The organism is Alkaliphilus crotonatoxidans (genome assembly GCF_054658015.1).
Genome location: NZ_BAAHXS010000006.1, coordinates 1,330,681 through 1,352,973, shown reverse-complemented (window position 1 = coordinate 1,352,973; position 22,293 = coordinate 1,330,681). Strand labels below are relative to the sequence as shown.

Sequence of the window (22,293 nt, the reverse complement as noted above, 5' to 3'; positions counted from 1 at the left end):
TGAAGGTATGCAAAAAAAAATCTTGGGGGCTTTTTTCATCGTCTTACTGCTGGGAATCCTTTTAACTGGCTCTTTGTTTATGGGGCTGATTCGCAGCAGCTATATGAATGAGCTTGAGGCCAGGTTGATTTCAAATGGTAAACTAATTGAGCAGTTTTTAACCGAGACAGAGCTGTCCCTGGCAGAAGGGGAGCTGAATAAAATTGTTAAGGAATATGGTGATCGGATAGAAGCTAGGATCACCTTGATTAATGGCCAGGGGGTGGTGGTGGCCGACAACGCCGCAGAAAAATCTAATATGGAAAATCATCGGGAGCGGCAAGAGGTCAAGCGGGCCCTGGAAGGAGAAATTGGTACGACTACCCGATATAGTAGCACCCTGGGAGCTGATATGTTTTATGTGGCAATTCCTGTGACCTCCAGGGAGTTACCCTTTCAAGTGATTCGCTTGGCTGTGGGTCTTAACCAAATACAGGCCATCAGCCGAAGTCTCTATTATTATATCGGTATTTCCATCATTGTGGGTCTATTGGCTTCCTTAATATTAGGCTATCGATTTATTCGTCAATTAATGGTGCCCATAAAAGACATAACCGATGCCAGTCAGAAAATTGCCTCGGGGGGCTTTGATCGAAGGGTGACGGTAACATCAGATGATGAAATTGGTGAATTGGCAAACAACTTTAACCATATGGCCGCCCGGCTAAAGGATATGGTGGGAAAACTTTCAGAAAGCAATACAAAGTTTAAAGCACTATTAACCAGTATTAAAAACCCAATCATCGCTGTAGATAACAAGCATAGAATTATATTATTGAATCCTGCCGCTGAGGCGCTCTTTCATATTAAGCTGGAAAATACCCTGGGAAAGCATCTCTTAGAGGTAATTAGGAATAATGTATTGGATGAGCATATTAAGGCTATTTTGGTTCAAAATCAGGAAACCCAAATTGAAATTCATCTTCATGACCCGGAGAAAATCCTTAAAATCTATTCCAATCCCATTACCATGGAGGAGGACCCCACCAAGGTTATGGGTATTGTGGCTCTGATTGAGGATGTAACTGAAATACGGAAGCTGGAAAAGATTCGTTCCGATTTTGTCGCCAATGTTTCCCATGAATTGAAGACCCCCCTAACTTCCATCAGTGGCTTTGTAGAGACCCTAAAGTCTGGAACCATAGAGGATGAAACCGTCAAAATGCGGTTCTTAGACATAATTGATATTGAAACAGAAAGGTTAACCCGATTAATAGATGATATTCTCACCCTTTCAGAGATAGAGAATATCCAGTCAAAGACAGTCAACCAGGAAATTAATACCTATAAGATGATTCAAGAGGTAGAGATGATGATCAGACCCATTGCTGTCAATAAGGGGTTAACCCTGATGGCAGAGGTTGATTCTAATTTGCCGCCATTAATTGCAAATCGGGACTGGTTTAAGCAAATGCTGATTAATCTGTTGGATAATGCCATAAAATATACTCCCCAGGGGGGAAAGATTCATTTAAATGCCTTTCAAAAATATAATAATATCATTATCAATGTCAAGGATACAGGCATTGGAATCCCCAAAAAAGATATACCAAGGCTTTTTGAACGCTTTTATCGGGTCGATAAGGCCCGTTCAAGGAAAGTGGGGGGAACTGGCCTTGGGCTGGCCATTGTTAAGCATATTGTTCTTTCTTTGGGAGGAAAAATCAAGGTTAATAGTGATATAAGCAAAGGGACAGAATTTACGGTGATCATACCAATTAAAAAAAATTAGAAATTTAATTTAAAAGTATTTGGAAGGGCTTTCGGCCCTTCCTTTTTTTGTGTATTGCCTACAATCGTATAGTTTTAAAATGGAAAGGGAAAGATAATGGCAAATAAAGCCTTAGAAAAATTGTAGTCAACAATTGAGGAGGAATTAAGATGTCTATAGGTATGATTATCCTGATAGCCATTTCTGTATTGATTTTTATGGGATTAGCAGAAAGGGTGCTGGACAGATTAAGATTGAACGATAAGGCAGCCATTGCCATTATTATTGCCATTATCATCTCTACCATATTGATTCCCAATATTTCATTGACAGAACGGGTTTCAATCAATATTGGCGGCTTTGTGATTCCTCTGGGGTTAGCCATCTATTTATTTGTAAAGGCTGAAACCTCAAAGGAAAGGGTGAGGGCAATTGCAGCAGCCATTATTGCCGGCGGATTAATCTACGGCGTTCAAAGATTTATACTTCCAGCTGAACCCGAGGCCCAAAATATTGATCCAAACTATGTATACGCCATCATTGGAGGGTTAACAGCCTATGTGATCGGTCGTTCCCGCAGGGCGGCCTTCATAGCCGGGGTAGTGGGAGTTATTATCAGTGATTTAATACAAATGATATTAAATTATATCAATAATATTCCTGCTCCGACTCAATTTGGCGGTGCAGGTGGAGTGGATACCACTGTGATTGCAGGAATATTGGGCGTTTTAATTGCGGAAATAATCGGAGAAATACGAGAGCATTTACAGGGAGGAACCGCAAAGAAGCGACTTCATTTTGACAAGGGGCATTTTGTCAGTACCCTTGGACAGGAACCAAAAGAGGATCACAAACACCGAAAAGATGGAGGTGAAGGGGATGAAAAATAAGTTCATAAAGGGCTTTTTAGTGGCATTGCTATTAATTGCTTCAACCCTTTCTTCAGCCCATGGAGATGATTGGTTTGAGGAGTATGGTGGCTATTACCGGGTCTATGAGGTAAAGAGCGAGGATTTACTATTTGAGACCGCCCGAGAAGTGTCAAAGGGGGATCAGTATTTAAGTGGTGACAATAAAATGTATGAGGTAATACGGGTCAATACCAAAAATAAAATCGCCTATGCAGAATTTAAAAAGGATGTAACCCTGCCTGAAATAGACAAGGTGGCCCTGGAGGAATTCGTCACAGCAATGCGCAGTACAGACGGTTTGGCAGCCTCTCTGCTGGCCCAGAATGAGTCTCGGCGGGTAGGCATCTATTGTACCCATACGGCAGAATCCTATGTGCCCACCGATGGCAGCGAAAGTATAGAGAGCGGCGGCGGAATACTAAAGGTCGCTGAGGCTTTAAAGGAGAATTTCAGTAAGGTTGGTGTTGAGGCCATACTAAATGATACCTCCCATGTCCCCCACGATGCAGGGGCCTATAAACGTTCAAGGAGAACGGCAGTGGAGCTTTTGAGAGAACAGCCCAATGCCCTCTTTGATGTACATCGTGATGCCACACCGGCGGAACCCTATTTAACAGAAATTAATGGTGAACCAGCCTCCAAGGTTAGGTTGGTAGTGGGAAGAAGAAATCAAAACTTTCAAGCCAATGAAGAAACAGCCCAAAAAGTAAAGGCTGTAGCGGATGAAATGTATCCGGGTCTAGTGAAAGACATATTTTATGCCAAGGGAGACTATAACCAGGACCTGACACCCCGGGCAATGCTGCTTGAAATGGGAACCTATCAGCATTCCCGTCAGAGGGCAGAAAAATCAACGGCATTCTTATCTGAGGTGTTAACCACAGTTGTCTTCGGGGGAACCTTTAAAGAAGAAGAAACAGGTCAGACCAAGCAAGTAACACCTCAACAAAGAAGTGGAGGAGGATCAGGCCTTGGAATTGCAGCTCTGTTGGCAGTTGTCGGGGGCGGTGGATTAGCCTTTCTGTTTCTGAGCAGCGGTGGAAGGGAATGGAAGTCGAAAATTTCTAATTTTAAAGAAGAATTCAATAGCTTTCTTGGTCGAAAACGAAAAAAATAAATGGGGGCGGATGCCTTGAACAGATATTATTTAATCTTTACTGTTGCCTTTGTGATGGGGACCGTTGCAAGGCTTTTGATGATGAGGGTGGATTATCGTCAATATCCCACCTACCCCCAGGCCTATTTAAGCCATATTACCCTGGGAATGCTGGCAGCAGGATTGGGGGCGGTGGCAATTCCAGCATTTCTTGAAAAGGAATATGCAGCCATCACCTTTTTGTCCCTGGCGGCGCAGCAGTTCAGAGAGGTTAGAAATATGGAGAGACAAAGCCTCGATAATATTGAACCGACAGAGCTGGTGGCCAGGGGCACAGCCTACATTGAAGACATTGCTAAGGCCTTTGAGGCTAGAAATTATCTGGCCCTATTGACAGCACTGACAACGGGTGCCGGAGTTGTGCTGGGGGGCTATTTTAAGCTGGGGAATGTATTTCAGATTCTATGCGGCATTATTGCCGGCAGTATGGTAATTTTAATCGTACAGAAATTACTTAGGGGCCAGGCCATTGAAGACATAGCAGAGGTTCGGCCGGCAAAAATTACTTTTGACGGCCCTCTTTTAGAAATTGCCGGTGTTAAGGTCATGAATATTGGTTTAATCGCTTCCAGAAAAATTTTTTTAGAAAGGGGAACAGCGGTGGAAATTGTTCCAAAGGACGAGGTGGCTGCCGCCATTCTTGCCAATGTTGGACAAAGGCAAGCCATTCAACATAATGCTTCCACCCAGCTGGGCATCAGAAAGGATTTAGATGAACCGGATTTTACCCCCATTGCCAGAAGAAACCCCGAAAATGGCAATGTTGTTATGGCGATTATCACCATGACCCCCAACACCCAATGTTTGATCGAGGCTGTTAAGCGAACCCCGGTACTTGAATCCTCCAAGCGAAAGCCCTTAGACATAGCAGGAAGAAGAATAGAAAAGAACAGGGGGAAATCATAATGGAATTTGGCCTTACAGAATTTATTATTGCTGTCGTCACCACCAACAAAGAAATGGTTTCCAGTGCCATGACGCCGGTATTTTATGCCCGTGACGAGGAGCATAAGGAACGATTGGCCTTGTTAATCGCCAAAACCACCCGAGGTATGGTACATGACCTGGAATCTGGAACCTATATTATTGTTAAGCATTAAGGGGTTGCCTATGAAACTAATTTATATCTATAGACATAACGATTATGCAGCTATTACGGCTGCATATCTTCGTTTAAAAGTTCAACCCGCCAAACCTGTAAGACTTAAAGAAATGAAGCTTTACTTTTTAGGAACCGACCAGAAGCTAAATGAAGTTTACCTACTCAGGTATACCATCAAGAAGCATATTCTCATGAATCTTTTAGAGGGATTAAGTGAAATGTTCAAAGATGAACTGGCTGTTATTGACTTAAGCTTATACGATCAGTGGTATATCAGGCTGTTAACCCGGTTAAGACCTAAAGCCACGCTTAAAATTATGGAGGGAAACAAACATGAAGGTTGTCTATAGCTGTTACGGCGGAGCCCATACTTCCATTGTGGCCGCAGCCATACATTTAGGTTTCTTATCGGATAAAGAGGTACCCAGCAGTCAGTCAATCATGAAAGTACCCTTTTATGATAAAGCTGAAAATAAAAACATAGGAAAACCTCTATTTATGGGATTAGACCAGAATGGCCATGAAATATATGTATGGGGAATGGGTGCCAACCGTAGTGCCTGCAGCAATTTGATCTATGATTATGCCAATCTGATGGGCGTAAGGGGACCGGTATTGATTGTTAACTCCATTGCATTAATCAATCTGCCCATTAGAATTGGTGGCTTTTTATCTAAGAAATTAAAGCTGGTGGCCCTGGGAAAGCCCTTAACTGCCATGGGAATCAAAAAAAAATACCATCGCTTCGTAGGCCTGGTAGGTAATGTAAAGGCTTTTCTTGATAATTAACTCGAGGCCCTTATTTATTGCTTGACGCTTCAAAGAGCGGATGGTATGATAATTTGATGTAATAGTAGACAAAATTATGATAAAATAGGACTAGTACAGGAAATATATAATTTAAAGTAGGTGTTTTTTTGAAGGAGACAAAGTCCAAGAACATCATTAGCTATGTTTTACCCAATAGTATTGCTGCCGAGGCGGGAATCGAGGTAGGTGACGTGCTCATAAGTATCAATGGGCAGCCCGTTGAGGATATCATAGCGTATAAGTTTTACTTAGCCGATGAGTACCTGGAAATAGAAATTGAAAAACCCGATGGTGAACAATGGATTATTGAGGTGGATAAGGAATACGATGAGGATTTAGGAATTGATTTTGAAAACCCAATACTTAGTCATATGAAAAGCTGTCATAATCAGTGTATTTTTTGCTTTATTGATCAGCTTCCTCCCAACATGAGAGAAAGCCTCTATTTTAAGGATGATGATTCCCGTTTATCCTTTCTCCATGGAAATTACATCACCCTAACCAACATGAAGGAGACTGACATTGATAAAATTATTCAGTATCGAATTAGTCCCATCAATGTATCGGTCCATACCACCAATGGTGAATTAAGAAAGAAAATGCTGAATAATCGTTTTGCAGGTAATATTTTAGACATATTGAAACGTCTGGCAGAGAATGATATTCTAATGAACTGTCAAATTGTTTTGTGCCCTGATGTCAATGATCAGAAGGAATTGGACAATACCCTTCAAGACCTGGAAAAATTAAGCTTATCCATTGAAAGTATTGCCGTGGTACCCGTTGGGTTAACCAGGTACAGAGACCATCTGCCCTTGATCAAACCCTTTAGCCAGGCCATGGCCCAGGCAACCATTCAGCAGATACAAGGATGGCAGCAGCATTTTAGGGAAAAACTAAATAAGAGCTTTGTACATCTTTCCGATGAGTTTTATATTTTAGCCCAAGCCCCCTTTCCCGGTTATGACAGCTATGATAGTTTTCCCCAGCTTGAAAATGGAGTTGGAATGGTGGTTAAGCTAAGGCATGATTTTTTAAAGGAGCTTTCTCAGGTAAGGGTATCTTTTAAAAAACCCAGAAGGATAACCGTCATAACGGGAGTTCTGGCAGAACCTTTGATGAAGGAGCTGTGTCATAGCTTGATGGGGGCAGTCAATAATTTGAAAATAGATGTTATCTGCGTCAGAAATGACTTTTTTGGCGGCCATGTATCGGTCAGCGGCTTAATTACCGGGGGAGACATCGTAAAAACCCTTGAAACCATGCCCCTGGGCGACGTGATCATCATAGGAGAGAACATGCTTAAATCAGAAGAGCCAATATTTTTAGACGATATGACGATTCAGGAGCTGGAAAATCAAATCAAAAGACCTGTAAGGGTCAGCCCGGTTGATGGGAAAGCCTTGATTAAAACCATATTAGAATTGTAATAATAAAGAGAGGTGATAAGGTATGGCAAAGCCAGTTGTTGCCATCGTTGGCAGGCCCAATGTGGGTAAGTCGACGTTATTTAATAGAATTGCAGGAAAAAGAATTTCCATTGTAGAAGATCACCCCGGTGTAACCAGGGACAGGATCTATGCCGAGGCGGAATGGCTTGATCGTAAATTTACCCTAATCGATACAGGGGGAATCGAGCCGGAGTCAACAGAGCTGATTCCTGCCCAAATGAGAAGACAGGCCCAGATTGCCATTGAAACCGCCGACGTCATTATTTTTATGCTTGATGGCCGACAGGGGTTGACAGCTTCAGACCGGGAGGTGGCATCCCTTTTAAGGCGATCCAACAAGCCCATTGTTTTAGCCCTTAATAAGGTTGATACCGCTACCCAATCGGACTATTACTATGATTTTTTTGAGCTGGGTTTTTCAGATCAAATAGAGATATCCTCTACATTGGCCCTGGGCATCGGAGATTTATTAGATGCCGTAGCCGCCCATTTTCCGCCCAAAAACCCTGATGAAGATGAAGATGAAACCATTAAGGTGGCCATCATTGGAAAGCCCAATGTAGGGAAATCATCCATTATCAATCGAATTTTGGGGGAAGATCGGGTTATCGTCAGTGAAATTGCAGGTACCACCCGTGATGCTATCGACACCCCCTTTACCTACGGAGAGGATCAATACGTATTAATTGATACTGCTGGAATACGAAGAAAAAGCCGTATAAAAGAAAATATTGAAAGATACAGCGTCATCCGTTCCTTTACGGCGGTGGAAAGGGCCGATGTATGTCTGCTGGTCATTGATGCCGCTGAAGGAGTAACCGAGCAGGACAAAAAAATAGCCGGATATAGCCATGAAAATGGAAAAGCAATGGTAATCGTTGTAAACAAATGGGATGTGATTGAGAAGGAAACCAATACCATGAATGTGTTTACAAAGAAAGTCAGGGAAGAGCTGGCCTACCTGGAATATGCGCCGATCTTGTTTGTTTCCGCCCTGACAGGGCAGCGGATGGACCGTATTTTAGGCACGGTAAAGCATGTGGCAAATCAAAATGCCATGAGAATTCCTACCGGCAGCCTGAACGAAATTATTGGGGAAGCCACCCTGTTAAATCAACCTCCTTCAGATAAAGGAAAAAGGTTGAAGATATTCTATGCCACCCAGGCATCGGTGAAGCCCCCCACCTTTATTCTGTTCATTAATGATAAGGAATTAATGCATTTTTCCTATCAACGATATCTTGAGAATCGAATTCGAGAAAGCTATGGATTTGAAGGAACACCAGTACGCTTTATGCTGAGGGAAAAGACAAAGGGGGATTAATCAGTGCTACAATGGGCGATTGTGATTTTAGCATACTTAATTGGTAATTTCGCAACTTCTTATCTGGTGGGAAAGCTGATAGGCAACATTGATATTCGACATCATGGCAGTGGTAATGCAGGCTCCACCAATGTATTACGTACCCTGGGCCTTAAGGCGGGAGCCTTAACCTTTTTAGGGGATAGCCTAAAGGGAATCCTGGCAGTAATTCTTGGCAGGGCCTACGGAGGAGAAGCCCTTGCCTTAATCTGCGGTGTTGCTGTGGTCATTGGCCATAACTGGCCTGTTTTTTTAAAGTTTAAGGGAGGAAAGGGAATTGCTACCTCCATTGGGGTAGGGTTAATGATCCATCCCCCATCGGCTTTAATTTGTATTGCCATTGGTTTGTTCATTTTAGCAATTACTAAATACGTATCCCTTGCCTCTATTTCGGCCATTACATTGCTGCCCTTGGTTCTCTATATACTGAAGGGAAAGGATTTTATTCTCTTTGGTCTGATCCTGGCAATGATGGCCCTCTATCGCCATCGTAGCAATATAAAAAGATTATTAAGCGGCACAGAACGTAAAATTACCGAAAAATCAAAATAAAAGGGGCGTTAGACATGAATCATTCTACAATTGCAGTGCTGGGTGCAGGTAGCTGGGGAACAGCCCTGGGTCTTGTGCTTCACAGCAAAGGGTATACCGTCAATCTATGGATGAAGGACCAGGAGCAATATGAAAAAATCCTGACCACCAGGGAAAATACCCAATATTTGCCCGGCATTGCCATTTCGGAAAAAATAAACCTGTTTACCGATATAGAAGCAGCCATAAGGGGGGCTGATTCAATTTTAATTGCGGTTCCCTCCCAGGCTGTCAGGAGTGTACTGAAATTAATGAAGGGCAGTATTATGCCCCAGCAGGTGATTATTAATGCCGCCAAGGGACTGGAGCAGCAGACCCTGCTTAGAATTTCAGAGGTGGTAGAGGAGGAATTACCTGGGCAACCCTTTGCGGTATTGTCAGGACCTTCCCATGCTGAAGAGGTATCTAAAAAAATGCCCACCACCGTTGTGGCGGCCTCTAAGGAAAGGGCCGTAGCAGAATTTGTCCAGGATCTCTTTATTACCCCTACCTTTCGGGTTTATACCAATCCCGATTTAAGCGGTGTTGAGCTGGGAGGGGCCTTAAAAAATGTCATCGCCTTTGGGGCGGGTATTTCTGACGGCCTAGGCTTTGGTGACAATGCCAAGGCAGCTCTAATGACCAGGGGAATTAGAGAAATTGCCCGGTTAGGTGCTGCCATGGGGGCCAATATCGATACCTTTGCCGGACTTTCAGGTATAGGGGATTTGATTGTGACCTGTACCAGTATCCATAGCCGAAATCGCCGGGCGGGAATATTGATGGGTCAGGGCAAGGATTTAGATACAACCCTCAGGGAAATCGGTATGGTGGTGGAGGGAATTACCACCACCAGGGCAGCCTATGCCCTGTCAAAAAAATATGAGGTAGAAATGCCCATTACTGAAGAAATCTATGGAATACTATATAATAATACCAATGCAAAGAATGCGGTGACCAATCTCATGACACGAAATCGAACCCATGAGATGGAGGAAATTGTTGATGAAAAAAATATCTGCTGGTAAAGGTAAAATCGTCACCAGCTTGGGGCTGACTCATGGGGCTGACTCATAGGGAGTCGGCTTTTTTCTTTTTTGTCCCTCCAAAGACTAAAAACCTGTCATAAAACATAGACAAAATAAATATAAAGTATTAGACAACGATAAAGGGGCTGATTAGTCATATTATATAGGTTTGTTCATATATTTATAATGTTAGACAGGTATAAAAAGATACTGATATAAAAAGGAGGGAAAAGCATGGAAAACTTTGACATCTACAGAGATATAGCGCAGCGGACCCAGGGGGACATTTACATAGGCGTTGTTGGTCCTGTTCGAACTGGAAAGTCTACCTTCATTAAAAGGGTTATGGACTTATTTGTTTTACCTAATATAGAAAACACCTATAAAAAGGAAAGGGCAAAGGACGAATTACCCCAGAGCGGAACAGGAAAAACCATTACAACAACAGAGCCCAAATTTGTTCCTAATGAAGCGGTCGAACTGGTCTTAAAGGAAAATGCCTCCTTTAAGATGCGAATGATAGACTGTGTGGGCTATTTGGTAAAGGGAGCCCTAGGCCATCAAGAGGACGGAAGGCCTCGAATGGTCAATACACCATGGTTTGAAAAACAAATTCCCTTTGAGGAGGCCGCTGAAATTGGCACAAGGAAGGTTATCAAAGAGCATTCCACCATCGGGATTGTGGTGACCACTGATGGATCGATTACAGAAATTCCAAGGGAAGATTATGTTGAAGCTGAGGAACGGGTTATCTATGAGCTAAAGGAGATTAATAAGCCCTTTATTATTCTTTTAAACTCGAGAACGCCCGATTCTGATGAAACCCTTAATCTTCGATATAAACTGGCAGAGAAGTACCAGGTGCCTGTACTGGTAAAGGACTGTGCCAGATTGGATATGTCAGGAATCAATGAAATACTTGAGCATATTCTATTTGAATTCCCGGTAACAGAGGTGAATATCAACCTGCCGGGCTGGCTTGAAAGTATTGAATCTACCCATTGGCTAAAGGCTTCAATTATCAATGAAATTAAAGAGGCCGCCAGGGAAATGAAACGGCTTCGAGATGTCAACAGTATGGTTGGAAGACTGGGTGGCATTGAAAGTATAAAAAGAGTTAATTTGGAAAATATGCGGATGGGCGAAGGGGTTGCCCTAATTGACCTGATGACCAATGATAACCTCTTTTATGAGGTACTCAAGGAAAAAACAGGCTATACCATTGAGGGTGATCACCAGCTGCTAGGTCTGATCATGGAGCTGGCAAAGGCCAAGAATGAGTATGATAAAATTGACAAGGCCCTTAAGGATGTTAAGAGCATGGGCTATGGCTTGGTACCGCCATCCCTTGATGAGCTGACCCTGGAGCAGCCTGAAATCTTTAGACAGGGAAATCAATTTGGCGTGAAGCTAAGGGCTAACGCTCCGTCGCTGCACTTTATCCGGGCCGATATTTCAACCGAGGTATCACCGGTGGTGGGTACAGAGAAACAAAGTGAGGAGCTGGTCAAATACCTGCTGGAGGAATTTGAACAAAATCCTGATTCCATTTGGGATACCAACATGTTTGGAAAATCCCTGCATGATATGGTCAAGGAGCAGCTGCAAAATAAGCTCTATATGATGCCTGAGGATACTCGAATCAAACTTCAAAAAACCCTTCAAAAGCTGATCAATGAGGGCAGCGGGGGATTAATTGCCATCATTTTATAGGGGCCAGGTAGGGGATTTTTCAATGAACTGGGTGGGGTATAGAAATATACCCCACAAAATATTTTAAAAAAGCCTTGACATTTAGTCCGTTTCGCCATAAAATATTATTTGTACCGCTTGAGGCAACAACAAAATATCTGGCTGTGGCGCAGTTTGGTAGCGCGCCAGACTGGGGGTCTGGAGGTCGCAGGTTCAAGTCCTGTCAGCCAGACCAGTTAAAACTCTTGTATTTATTTTAAGTACGAGGGTTTTTTTATTTGTCATTAAGTTAAAATAAATCGGTTGTCAATGACAACAACATTTCTCTTTAACCTTGCATTTAACCACTCTGAGGGGCTGTCTCCTTTCTTTACAGGTGTTACCCCTGCACCTGGAAATAAGTCTCGGCATAACGTGTGCTATAAGAGTGTAAATAAGTAATGCAGTATTAAAAAATTTGTTATACTATAATAATATAGAAAATAAGTATAATCTTTTTGTTAATTCGGGCAGGTTGATAAATCAGTAGATACCAAAATTGATAAAATCAATTTTTCAAGAAATTAAGTTCTATTTAATGACTATTGGAGTCCGAAAATATTTATTGAGGGGGATATATATGAACTGCCCATTTTGCGGAGAAGTAATGAAACCTGGCTCGATTGATGTGTTCGATACCTTAAGCTGGACTCCAAAGGGTGAAAAGAGAAGGGGCTTAACTAAATTTGCCATTGCCCAGAATGGCATTAAACTGGCAGGGCTTTCTATTACTCTTCAAGCATCGAAAGAGGCCTTTCTTTGTCCAGGGTGTCAAAAAATTGTAATTGACCTGCAAGAAGAACATAATTAATTTTTTAGGCAGCTGTATACAGATATGAAGACCCTTTTATCTAGGGTGTGTCTGAATACTCCGAAGGGTGCAGATTTTACTGAATTTTTGTTCCAAGCAAGGCGCTTTTTTGAAGGCATACCAGGGGTACGTCAAGGAAAAGCAACGCTGCGTGGGACAAAAAAGCGGTGAAAGATGCCCTTGAGTGGGTTTTCAGACACGCCCTAATCTAATGAAGCAAAAATTAAGCCAAATGGAACCAGTTAAACCAGACAGACAGCTGTCCTATTATACATGATAAAATAAATAAAAAAGCTAAAGGGAGCTGATGAAATTGGTTGCACCTGAAAAGCAGGAGCTAAAGTCATTATTGGCGGATAAGTGGACAACCTGGGAGGATGTTACAGGATTTATTGAAGACAATTATGAGATGGATAAGCTATGGTCTCAGGATAAATCTGGGGAATATGAGTTAAAATATCGAAGGAGCGGAAGGACCCTCTGTGGCCTGTACCCAAAGGCTGGGACCTTAGAAATCTTGATTATCTTTGGTAAAGCAGAAAGGGATAAATTTGAAGGTCAGAGGGCTGATTTTACGGCTTACATAAATGATCTCTATGATCAAACCAAACAATATCACGATGGTCGATGGATGTACATTCCCCTGGAGGCATCAATTGTAGATGACATTAAAGGGTTAATCAGGATTAAAAAACGACCCAATAAAAAGAAGGCTCTGATTTGATTAAAATTGAAGCATATAAATGGGAATGCTATCTTACAAAGGCGGCATTCCTTTTTCTTTATAAAAATTGCTCTGGAAGGGAAAAGTACATATAGCTGTAGGGGCTTTGATAGCAAGAAAAGAAAAAATCAATGAATCCAAATAGAATTCATCGATTTTTTCAGGGAGAATGAAAAATATGAATAAATGAAAAAGCCAAATTATAGATTAATCATTCCGGTTAAATCGGCTAAGGCAATTCCGATTAGGAAAATACCAATTAAAATATAAACCAACGAGGCCCCGGTATCCCCCAAGAGTCTGCGTAATTGTCTTGCTTTTCTACTTTGCCAATAAAAGCCAGGTCTGATAATTGTACAGGTTATGGCGAATAATCCAATTAAAATAAAGGCGACTGACATGGTGTTCTTCCTTTCCGTTAACCTGATAAATTAATTATAACAATTATATCGTCAAAATGGCATAGTGAAAAAGACCCAACAATAATAAAAAACAATATTTTACAATTTACAACGAACACATGTTCTGATACAATGTATTTGAGAACCATAAAGGGGCTGATGAAATGATAGATTATGTATTGAAATACTCCTTAAATAATCGATTTCCTGTATTTATTATTTATCAAAAAGGAATAGAAATTAATCAAAGAAAAATACAGGTTTTCAAAATGGAAGGGGCTTCTGTTTTGGCCTATTGTTATTTAAAAAGGGGAATACGCAGCTTTAAAAGGGAATCTATTCTCTCTGCCCAGATTCCAGAAAACAAAAGATGTGAAAAGGAATTTATCAAAAAAGGAACAATACCAATAGTTCATGAAGATAACTTGATAAATAGTACCCTTGTTGATTAACAAATTCTACTGTGTCAATTACCGGGCCTTAAAAGAAAACCTAAATAACTCAACGAAAATACTATTTAATTTTTTTACCTTAAAATGATATAATATAATAAAGATATCTAAAATATGCAGGCTTAAGGAAGTGATTAGAATGATGCTGATTTACCTGATTCATATCGCCATTGGGTTGTGGCTGTTGTCGATAATGGGATATTTCCTTGTCGTTATGAAGGAAAAGTACTATTTAAAAAATCATATTGTATTAATTGATCATAAGGATTTAGAGCCCGAGGTTTTAAAAAATATAGATATTAAGCATTTCATGTTGGGCAGTACAGAAGTCATGGCAGGGGACGAGGTTAAAATTCAGCTTGAAAATACCCTCTCAATTAAGGGAACCGTATTGGGGGTCATCAAGGCTGAAAACAGCATTGCTCTCATCACCAGAAGCCAGGGAGTAAAAAACCTAAAGGTTAATTCCATCAAAAAGCTAAAGGTAATTAGTCGCTACGGTAAATTTTTTAGTCGTTTTTAATCGTTTTTACCGATAACTCAGCAAAGCGTGAAGTAACGTTTGCTGGGTTTTTTTAATGCCTTTAATCCTATCCAAACAAAATTTTGTTATTTAGTACTTTTTGTCGAGTCTTTTGGGACCCTGGAATCAGAAAATATCTGCAAAAGATGAAGGACTTTCGTAGTATATAGAGAATTATAATACAGAGTAAAATTGAGTAGGTGGTATTGTTTGCAATCCAAAACAAAAAAAAGAAAAAAAAAACAAGGAATGAAATTCTCAAGAATTATTATCAGCACCATTGTGATTCTCTATTTCCTGGCAAGGGTGTTTCCGCTCATCGGTACCACCAGTCAAAAAACGGTGGTTGCTGAATATGGTAAAATAGAAGAGCTTATTGCTGTGACGGGATTGATTGCCAGAGATGAAAGGGTTCTTGCAGATATAAACCAGGGAGAAGCAAATTTTTTTGTTTCAGAGGGCGAAAAGGTTGCAAAGGGCCAAAAACTGGCAGAAATCTATCGAGAAAAGCTTGATGAAAGATATCAGCAGGAATTAGAGATCATTAATGAAAGAATCGAGGGAATTCAGGACCAGCAGGAGGAAACTTCCATTTTTCAAAAGGATATAGAAAAAATAGATGCTCAAATCAGCGATCTGCTTAAGAAAATCCAGCAGGAAATTAAGCAAGGGAACTATGATAAAATTCAGCAGTATCAAAGTCAGGTTGAGGAATTGGCCAAGAAAAAAAATGTGATCATAGGAGAAAATAGCTTTGCCGGGAAAAATTTATCCGAGCTGATGGTACAGAAGGACGAGATTGAAAAAAAGCTAAATACCGCCCTCAATGTAATTGTCAGTGAAACCCCGGGCACCATTGCCTTTGGAAGCGATGGTCTGGAGGAGCTAATTACGCCCAATAGTATCATCCATTTTACCGCCAGTGATTTAGAGGCCATTGAAAAAAATCATCTTCAGCCAAAGGAAAAGGAAGCGGAAGAGACTGGCTTTAACGAAAATGTAATGAAGATAATTAATAATTTTCAATGGAGTATCCTTTGTAAACTGACGGAGGAAGAGGCTTCGGGGCTGGAGGCCGGACGCAGAATCGACATTCGTATTCGAGGAGAAGAGCGGGATTATTCTGCTAGAATCAGGCAAATCGTTGAGGATGAGGACCAATGGCTTATGGTGTTGGATCTAACAGATACCTTTGATGGCTTGTATCAGTTAAGAACCTTAGAGATCGATATAGTTAAAAATCGATTCGAAGGAGCAATGTTGCCTAAGGAGGCAATTGTTGAGACAAACCAGGGAACGGGGGTCTATCGGGTGAATATCAATGGGATTGTCAGGTTTGTTCCTGTTCAGGTTAAAGGAAGAAACGAGGACTATGCTATTTTGCATGATGGCTCCTTTGCTCAAAAAGACCCTGATACTGGGGAATCAAAAAACGTCAGTACCATTAATTTATATGATGAAATTGTGTTGAATGGTAGTAAAATAAATGAAGGACAAAAAATTCGCTAAATATTGAGGAGGGAAACAATTGAAGCTTGCAGAAAATCTTAACAGAACTCATAACCAGATCCTACAAACTGCCAAAAGGGCTGGTAGAAGTCCTGAAACAATTACCTTGGTGGCAGTAACCAAAAAAAGGTCTGTTGACGAAATTAAAACCCTTGTTTCCCTGGGAGTTAACCACATCGGTGAGAATAAGGTCCAGGAGCTGGTACAAAAATATGAAGAAATAGGGGACGCTGTTACCTGGCATATGATTGGCCACCTTCAAAGAAATAAGGTGAAATATATTGTTGACAAGGTGACCTATATTCACTCTCTGGATTCCCTTGAATTAGCCAGAGAAATCGAAAGGCGAGCAGGAAAAATCAATCGAAAGATCAAGTGCCTTCTAGAGGTGAATATTTCTGGGGAAGAAAGCAAATACGGGCTGGCCCCCCATGAGGTAAAGTCACTGCTGACCGAGCTGGAAGCCTTTCAATATGTAGAAATTGTAGGATTAATGACGATGGCCCCCTATACAGAAAACCCTGAAGAAATTAGGTTTGTATTTCATGGTCTTAGGGAGCTGGCCCAGGAAATTAAAGCGCTGAACTTTAGCAATATAAAAATGGATCACCTTTCAATGGGAATGTCAAACGACTATCCAATCGCCATTGAAGAAGGGGCTACCATGGTTCGAATAGGCAGCAGATTGTTTGAGGAAGAATAAAAATACGTAAGGAGGACAAGCTATGTCTGGTAAAATTATGGATAAGGTTAAATATTTTATAGGATTAGATGTATTTGAAGAGGAAGAAGAGCAGGATGAGGAGGAAGTACAAATCGAACAGGATGATTTGTACCCTGTTGTCAATAATAAAAAAAATAAGGTAGTGAATATCCATACAAAAACTCAAATGAAGGTGGTTATCTATGAGCCCACCAACTTTGATGAGGCACCCAGTATTGTAGATAACCTAAAAAACAGGAAACCGGTAATCATTAATTTGGAAAATATTGAACCAGAGCTGGCAAAGAAATTTTTTGATTTCTTAAACGGCGCCATATATGCCCTTGATGGCAATATTCAAAAGGTTTCTGCGGGAATTTTTATTTTAGCCCCCAATAATGTAGATATTTCTGGTAATATTAGAGAAGAATTAAAAAATAAAGGGGTATTTCCCTGGCAGAAATAATAGGAGTGTGATAATTTGTATAGCTTAATAAGGAGTATTGTTTATGCAATGGATTGGCTGGTTCAGATCATTAACCTGTTAATCCTGGTAAGGGTGATTTTATCCTGGATAAATATAAGCCCTTATAGCGGGCTGGGGCGGTTTATTTATAGTGTGACTGAGCCTATTATGGCACCCATACGTAATTTAATCTATGGGCGCTTTGGCTACAGTGGCATGATAGATTTTACACCCTTTGTGGCGGTTCTGTTGGTGAATGCTCTTTACAACTATATACTTAGAAACTTGATTGTTAGATTGCTACTATTATTAGTATAAGGATGGATCAGATTGTTGGACAGAGAAAAAATAACACAGCATGTGGAGGATCCCCAGGTCAGACAGGTGCTGGTAAAGGTATTGGACAAGGCCGAAGCCGTTTTACGGAAGCATGAAGTTAAAATGACTGATTTCCTGACACCTTACCAGATAAAAATGGCGACCAATATGCTTAGCACCCTTTCAGAAATTGATTTTTTAGTAACAGGAGGCTATGACGGGGCTGAAAGATGTGTCATGATCATTTACCCTGATTATCTTGATCCCCTTCAGCTCGATATTCCACTGGTGGCGCTGGAGACCAGGGGGACATCCCAATTCAGACAGGTCTCTCACCGAGATTATCTGGGTGCCATAATGGGACTGGGCATCAGGCGGGAAAAAATCGGAGACATTATACTTCACCAAGAGGGGAATCATCATTTTTGTCATATTATTCTTCACGAAGAACTCAGGGATTACATTGGCTTTCATTTAGAAAAGGTGGGAAGCACTGGTGTATCGCTAAAGGAAATTCCCCTAACTCAAATCAAGCCGCCCCTCATAGAATATAAAGAGGGGGCAGGTACTGTTAAATCATTAAGATTAGATGCTGTTATTGGGTTAGGCTTCAAGCTTTCCAGGGCTGATGCCCAGTCATTCATTTCAAGAGAGCTGGTGTCTGTAAACTGGGAAGTCATTCCCAGAAACCACTATGAGGTGGCTCCGGGAGATAATATTTCCGTAAGGGGAAAGGGAAGAATGGAAATATTGTCGGTAGAAGGCAATACCCGTTCAGGGCGCATACGAATTATTTATCGAAAACCCATATAAAATAAGCGAGGTGGAAGCATGATTACGCCCTTAGATATTCAGAACAAAGAGTTTAAAAGAGGAATGAGAGGCTACCGGGAGGACGAGGTGGACGAGTTTTTAGATTTAGTCATGATAGACTATGAAAAGCTCTATAAAGAAAATGCCGAACTAAAGGATAAGCTGGAAAGAACATCGCAGCAAATGGAACAGTATAAAAATATTGAAGAAACCCTTAAAAATACTCTGGTGGTGGCTCAAAATACCGCCGAGGAGGTTCGATCCAATGCCTTAAAAAAGGCGGAGCTGATTTTGCAGGATGCAGAAAATGAAGGAAAGGAAATCATTAAAAGGGCCCATGAGGAAGTGAATGAGGTTAAACAGGAATATGCAGAGATCAAAAAGCAAATGCAAATTTTCAAAACGAGATATAAAACCCTGCTGCAGTCTCAGATTGATGCAGTATTAAATATTTGTGAGGATATTGAGGGAACAGAGGAAAGCCAGTAGGGGTTATCACATAACAGGTCTCGCTGCCATTAAACTAATGGACGGGGCTTTTTTATTCAACTTTGATATTAAATTGAATCCTATATAATAGTATATGAAATTCATTGTAATGGAAAAATATTAGGGAGGTAACCGGGATGAATCGAATTGGTATTATTGGTGCGATGGAGGAAGAAATTGAAATTCTGAAAAATGAGATGGAGCTAAGGAAAACCATAAAAATTGCCCATATGGAGTTCTATCAAGGTATTCTTGGTTCCAAGGAGATAATTCTTGTACGCTGCGGGATCGGTAAGGTGAATGCAGCCATTTGTACCCAAATTTTAATTGGTCAATTGGGCGTCACCCATGTAATTAATACCGGCGTGGCCGGGGCTATTCATGACTCATTGAATGTGCTGGATGTAGTGATTTCCACCGATGTTCAACAGCATGATTTTGACGTAACAGGCTTTGGCTACCCAATTGGGGTGATTCCACGGATGGACTGCTCTATTTTTCCAGCCCATGGGGAGCTGGTTAAGCTGGCCAGGGAGGCTGCAAAGGAGTTTATTAACGAGCATCAGGTTCTGACCGGAAGAATTGTATCAGGCGATGTTTTTGTAAGCAGCAGCCAATTGAAGGATAAAATATGGAATCAATTTAAAGGGCTATGCACTGAGATGGAGGGAGCTGCTATTGGGCATACCTGCCATGTCAATGGAATCCCCTTTGTTATCATTCGAACCATGTCTGATAGGGCCGACGGCTCTGCCCACGATAATTTTAACGAATTTGTCAATCAGGCAGCCATCTACTCTAAACAAATCGTAAAGGGTATGCTGGCAGCCATGAAGTAAGAAAAGGGAAGGTAAGATGAAGCTAAAGCTGATAAACAGACAAGACAAATCACATCAAAAAATGATCAAAGTAAAGAATATTATTATAGGCGACAGTGAAAAGGTGATTATTGCGGGGCCCTGTGCCATAGAGGGAAGGGACCAAATTTTCAAAACAGCTGAAATAGTAAAGAAAAGTGGCGCCCATATATTAAGGGGAGGTGCCTTTAAGCCCAGAACCTCCCCCTATTCCTTTCAAGGCTTGGGGGAGGAAGGACTTAAGCTCATGAAGGAAGCCGGAGACCACTATGAGCTGCCCATTATTTCAGAGGTGATGGATACCCGGGAGGTAGCATTACTGAATGAATATGTGGATATACTTCAAATTGGCTCTCGGAACATGCAAAATTATAGTCTATTGCGGGAGGTTGGAAAGGGCTCAAAACCTGTACTATTAAAGCGAGGTATGGCCGCCACAATAGAAGATTGGTTGATGGCTGCCGAATATATAGCTGCTGAAGGAAATGATAATATTATCCTGTGTGAACGGGGGATCAGAACCTTTTCATCCCACACCCGAAACACCCTCGATCTTTCCTGTGTACCAATTATTAAGCGGCTTTCCTGCCTGCCCATCATAGTAGACCCCAGCCATGGCACTGGTATAAGGGAGCTGGTTACTCCCATGGCCTTGGCCTCCATTGCTGCAGGGGCCGACGGAATCATGGTGGAAATCCATCCTAATCCTACCGAGGCCCTTTCAGATGGCCCTCAATCATTAACCTTGGGTGATTTCCAGGAATTAAGCAGCGAAATCAAGGCATTGGATCAGTATTTTAGGGGGGCCAGATAACCAACCATAGGCCGCTAAATATCTATGTTTTTTAACTATCAATAGGAAAGCTCCCACTTATCAATATTAAATAGAGCTTTCAGAATATGGCTTTCAATAAAGTCGTCCTTAAATTCTTCAAAGGAGCTCAATTATTTTTTCTGTGATACTTTTCCTGGAAATAAATTTTAATAATCGGGAAAAATAAGATTAGGGCGTGTCTGAAAACCCACTCAAGGGCATCTTTCACCGCTTAAATCTGCACCCTTCGGAGTATTCAGACACACCCTAACTGATCAGAAAAAATTCCAGAGTTAGGAGGATTTCAATTGAAATCACACCAATTAATCTATTTTAAAGGGCGTTTACTGGAGGAAAAACAATCTATTCTAAAAACCCTGGAAAGAATGGAGGCCCATGAAACCAATCAAGGCTCCTTAAGGGAATATACCGAAGAGCTTTCTGCCTATGATAATCATCCCGGCGACCTGGGAACCGAAACCTTTATGGTGGAAATGAATGCCAATCTAGAGAACCATGAGCGATATCGCCTGGCTGAAATTGACCGTGCCCTTGAAAAAATTGAAAAGGGAACCTATGGAAGCTGTAGTCTTTGTGGAACTGAAATCCCTACCGAGAGGCTGGACTTAATTCCAGAGGTAAGCCTTTGCATGGAATGTGCCAAGGAAAAACTTCCCCTCGAAGACCTTCAGGGAGACAGAGGAAGGCCAGGGGAGGAATCCCGGTTGTATCCAGCCTTCGAAAGAACCAATATGGACGAAAAGGATTACACCGGCTTTGATGGAGAAGACAGCTATCAACAGGTGGCTAAATTTAATGAGGTGAAAAATGACCCCTCCTTTTCAACAGGTGACCATTTTGGTATTTTTGATGAAGACTCCGAGGGAATTGTTCAGGAGGTGGAGGGGATCTCTGAGGAGGAGTATAGAAATCAGCTCTATTATCAAGGCGGAGTCAAAAAATTTCGTAGAAAAAGATAAGAACAGATCAAATTTATTTAGAAAAAGGTACTTTGGGTATCTTTTTTCTTTATGTAATGTTATAATCAGAAAGGATTTAATTGAATTAAGGAGGGTTTAATATGGGTATAATGATCCTGACAGTGGTGTTAATTGTAGATCAATTGACCAAAAATTGGGCACTAAATTCTCTCAAACCCCTTAGAGATTTACCCGTCATTCAAAACATTTTTCATCTAACCTATGTAGAAAATAGGGGAGCCGCCTTTGGAATGCTTCAAAATCAAAAACTGTTTTTTATTATCACCACGCTGCTGGTGGTAGGGGGCGTTCTTATTTTCATGATCAAGAATAAAAATAACATGCATATACTGTTGAAAATCAGCCTTAGTCTGATCGTTGGCGGAGCCCTGGGAAACTTCCTTGATCGGATACGCCATGGCTTTGTAGTAGATTTTTTTCGTATTGCCTGGTTTGATTTTCCTGTATTTAATGTGGCAGATAGCGCCATTGTGGTGGGGGCCATATTGGTTTCTTATTATGTGATTAAATATGATTCTGTTAAAACTAAGGAGATGTAGC

General features: G+C 41.2%; 27 protein-coding genes and 1 tRNA gene. 27 read left to right on the top strand and 1 reads right to left on the bottom strand.

Annotated features, from left to right (window positions below):
- The first annotated feature begins 7 nt into the window (after positions 1-7).
- From pnpS to ACYQ1I_RS18620, 15 genes are all read left to right on the top strand, one after another.
- Positions 8-1,771, top strand: coding sequence for a two-component system histidine kinase PnpS (gene pnpS, locus ACYQ1I_RS18690; RefSeq protein WP_459768067.1), 1,764 nt, complete (start codon positions 8-10; stop codon positions 1,769-1,771).
- A 149-nt stretch (positions 1,772-1,920) separates the two neighbouring features.
- Positions 1,921-2,640: a DUF1614 domain-containing protein gene (locus ACYQ1I_RS18685; protein ID WP_459768065.1), complete on the top strand. Its 720-nt coding sequence runs from the start codon at positions 1,921-1,923 to the stop codon at positions 2,638-2,640.
- Positions 2,630-3,778, top strand: a complete 1,149-nt coding sequence (gene spoIIP, locus ACYQ1I_RS18680; protein ID WP_459768063.1) for a stage II sporulation protein P — start codon at positions 2,630-2,632, stop codon at positions 3,776-3,778. Before ACYQ1I_RS18685 ends, spoIIP begins: the two co-directional genes overlap by 11 nt.
- Positions 3,779-3,793: 15 nt before the next feature.
- Positions 3,794-4,723: a YIEGIA family protein gene (locus ACYQ1I_RS18675; protein ID WP_459768061.1), complete on the top strand. Its 930-nt coding sequence runs from the start codon at positions 3,794-3,796 to the stop codon at positions 4,721-4,723.
- Positions 4,723-4,917 (top strand): capping complex subunit for YIEGIA, encoded by a 195-nt coding sequence (locus ACYQ1I_RS18670; protein WP_459768059.1) that lies wholly within the window; start codon positions 4,723-4,725, stop codon positions 4,915-4,917. The genes ACYQ1I_RS18675 and ACYQ1I_RS18670 overlap by 1 nt, the downstream gene beginning before the upstream one ends.
- Before the next feature lie 10 nt (positions 4,918-4,927).
- On the top strand, positions 4,928-5,269 hold the full coding sequence (locus ACYQ1I_RS18665) for a DUF3189 family protein (RefSeq protein ID WP_459768057.1): 342 nt from the start codon (positions 4,928-4,930) through the stop codon (positions 5,267-5,269).
- A complete protein-coding gene (locus tag ACYQ1I_RS18660) occupies positions 5,253-5,708 on the top strand; it encodes a DUF3189 family protein (protein WP_459768056.1) in 456 nt (151 codons plus the stop codon). The genes ACYQ1I_RS18665 and ACYQ1I_RS18660 overlap by 17 nt, the downstream gene beginning before the upstream one ends.
- A gap of 128 nt (positions 5,709-5,836) precedes the next feature.
- On the top strand, positions 5,837-7,159 hold the full coding sequence (locus ACYQ1I_RS18655; protein WP_459768054.1) for a DUF512 domain-containing protein: 1,323 nt from the start codon (positions 5,837-5,839) through the stop codon (positions 7,157-7,159).
- 22 nt (positions 7,160-7,181) lie between these two features.
- Positions 7,182-8,504, top strand: a complete 1,323-nt coding sequence (gene der / locus ACYQ1I_RS18650) for a ribosome biogenesis GTPase Der (protein ID WP_459768053.1) — start codon at positions 7,182-7,184, stop codon at positions 8,502-8,504.
- Between the two features lie 3 nt (positions 8,505-8,507).
- Positions 8,508-9,095 carry a glycerol-3-phosphate 1-O-acyltransferase PlsY gene (gene plsY, locus ACYQ1I_RS18645; RefSeq protein ID WP_459768052.1) on the top strand — a complete coding sequence of 196 codons (588 nt, stop codon included), beginning with the start codon at positions 8,508-8,510 and terminating at the stop codon, positions 9,093-9,095.
- A gap of 14 nt (positions 9,096-9,109) precedes the next feature.
- Entirely contained in the window at positions 9,110-10,141 is a 1,032-nt protein-coding gene (locus ACYQ1I_RS18640; RefSeq protein ID WP_459768051.1) for an NAD(P)H-dependent glycerol-3-phosphate dehydrogenase, read from the top strand.
- A gap of 234 nt (positions 10,142-10,375) precedes the next feature.
- Positions 10,376-11,854 (top strand): stage IV sporulation protein A, encoded by a 1,479-nt coding sequence (spoIVA, locus tag ACYQ1I_RS18635; protein WP_459768050.1) that lies wholly within the window; start codon positions 10,376-10,378, stop codon positions 11,852-11,854.
- Positions 11,855-11,991: 137 nt separating this feature from the next.
- Positions 11,992-12,068: transfer RNA gene (locus ACYQ1I_RS18630), tRNA-Pro, on the top strand.
- 384 nt (positions 12,069-12,452) lie between these two features.
- Entirely contained in the window at positions 12,453-12,683 is a 231-nt protein-coding gene (locus ACYQ1I_RS18625; protein WP_459768049.1) for a PF20097 family protein, read from the top strand.
- A 307-nt stretch (positions 12,684-12,990) separates the two neighbouring features.
- Positions 12,991-13,407, top strand: coding sequence for a DUF3788 family protein (locus ACYQ1I_RS18620; RefSeq protein ID WP_459768047.1), 417 nt, complete (start codon positions 12,991-12,993; stop codon positions 13,405-13,407).
- 200 nt (positions 13,408-13,607) lie between these two features.
- On the opposite strand, the gene ACYQ1I_RS18615 is transcribed toward ACYQ1I_RS18620, so the two are convergent.
- Complete coding sequence (locus tag ACYQ1I_RS18615) at positions 13,608-13,808, bottom strand: hypothetical protein (RefSeq protein ID WP_459768045.1); 201 nt, start codon at positions 13,806-13,808, stop codon at positions 13,608-13,610.
- A 164-nt stretch (positions 13,809-13,972) separates the two neighbouring features.
- On the opposite strand from ACYQ1I_RS18615, the gene ACYQ1I_RS18610 reads away from it, so the two are divergent.
- From ACYQ1I_RS18610 to lspA, 12 genes are all read left to right on the top strand, one after another.
- Positions 13,973-14,260 carry a hypothetical protein gene (locus tag ACYQ1I_RS18610; RefSeq protein WP_459768043.1) on the top strand — a complete coding sequence of 96 codons (288 nt, stop codon included), beginning with the start codon at positions 13,973-13,975 and terminating at the stop codon, positions 14,258-14,260.
- 139 nt (positions 14,261-14,399) lie between these two features.
- The gene (locus ACYQ1I_RS18605) at positions 14,400-14,783 is read left to right on the top strand and encodes a hypothetical protein (RefSeq protein ID WP_459768041.1); all 384 of its coding nucleotides are present in this window, start codon (positions 14,400-14,402) and stop codon (positions 14,781-14,783) included.
- A 210-nt stretch (positions 14,784-14,993) separates the two neighbouring features.
- Positions 14,994-16,292 (top strand): biotin/lipoyl attachment domain-containing protein, encoded by a 1,299-nt coding sequence (locus tag ACYQ1I_RS18600; protein ID WP_459768039.1) that lies wholly within the window; start codon positions 14,994-14,996, stop codon positions 16,290-16,292.
- A 19-nt stretch (positions 16,293-16,311) separates the two neighbouring features.
- Positions 16,312-16,995, top strand: a complete 684-nt coding sequence (locus ACYQ1I_RS18595; RefSeq protein WP_459768037.1) for a YggS family pyridoxal phosphate-dependent enzyme — start codon at positions 16,312-16,314, stop codon at positions 16,993-16,995.
- 22 nt (positions 16,996-17,017) lie between these two features.
- A complete protein-coding gene (locus tag ACYQ1I_RS18590) occupies positions 17,018-17,461 on the top strand; it encodes a cell division protein SepF (RefSeq protein ID WP_459768035.1) in 444 nt (147 codons plus the stop codon).
- Between the two features lie 15 nt (positions 17,462-17,476).
- A complete protein-coding gene (locus tag ACYQ1I_RS18585; protein ID WP_459768033.1) occupies positions 17,477-17,779 on the top strand; it encodes a YggT family protein in 303 nt (100 codons plus the stop codon).
- Between the two features lie 12 nt (positions 17,780-17,791).
- Positions 17,792-18,592, top strand: a complete 801-nt coding sequence (locus ACYQ1I_RS18580; RefSeq protein WP_459768031.1) for a YlmH family RNA-binding protein — start codon at positions 17,792-17,794, stop codon at positions 18,590-18,592.
- 18 nt (positions 18,593-18,610) lie between these two features.
- Positions 18,611-19,081, top strand: a complete 471-nt coding sequence (locus ACYQ1I_RS18575) for a DivIVA domain-containing protein (RefSeq protein ID WP_459768029.1) — start codon at positions 18,611-18,613, stop codon at positions 19,079-19,081.
- Positions 19,082-19,218: 137 nt separating this feature from the next.
- Positions 19,219-19,920 (top strand): 5'-methylthioadenosine/adenosylhomocysteine nucleosidase, encoded by a 702-nt coding sequence (locus ACYQ1I_RS18570; RefSeq protein ID WP_459768027.1) that lies wholly within the window; start codon positions 19,219-19,221, stop codon positions 19,918-19,920.
- A gap of 16 nt (positions 19,921-19,936) precedes the next feature.
- Complete coding sequence (aroF, locus tag ACYQ1I_RS18565) at positions 19,937-20,752, top strand: 3-deoxy-7-phosphoheptulonate synthase (protein WP_459768025.1); 816 nt, start codon at positions 19,937-19,939, stop codon at positions 20,750-20,752.
- Positions 20,753-21,060: 308 nt separating this feature from the next.
- Entirely contained in the window at positions 21,061-21,732 is a 672-nt protein-coding gene (locus ACYQ1I_RS18560) for a TraR/DksA C4-type zinc finger protein (RefSeq protein ID WP_459768023.1), read from the top strand.
- Between the two features lie 101 nt (positions 21,733-21,833).
- A complete protein-coding gene (lspA, locus tag ACYQ1I_RS18555) occupies positions 21,834-22,292 on the top strand; it encodes a signal peptidase II (RefSeq protein ID WP_459768021.1) in 459 nt (152 codons plus the stop codon).
- The last annotated feature ends 1 nt before the right edge of the window (position 22,293 follow it).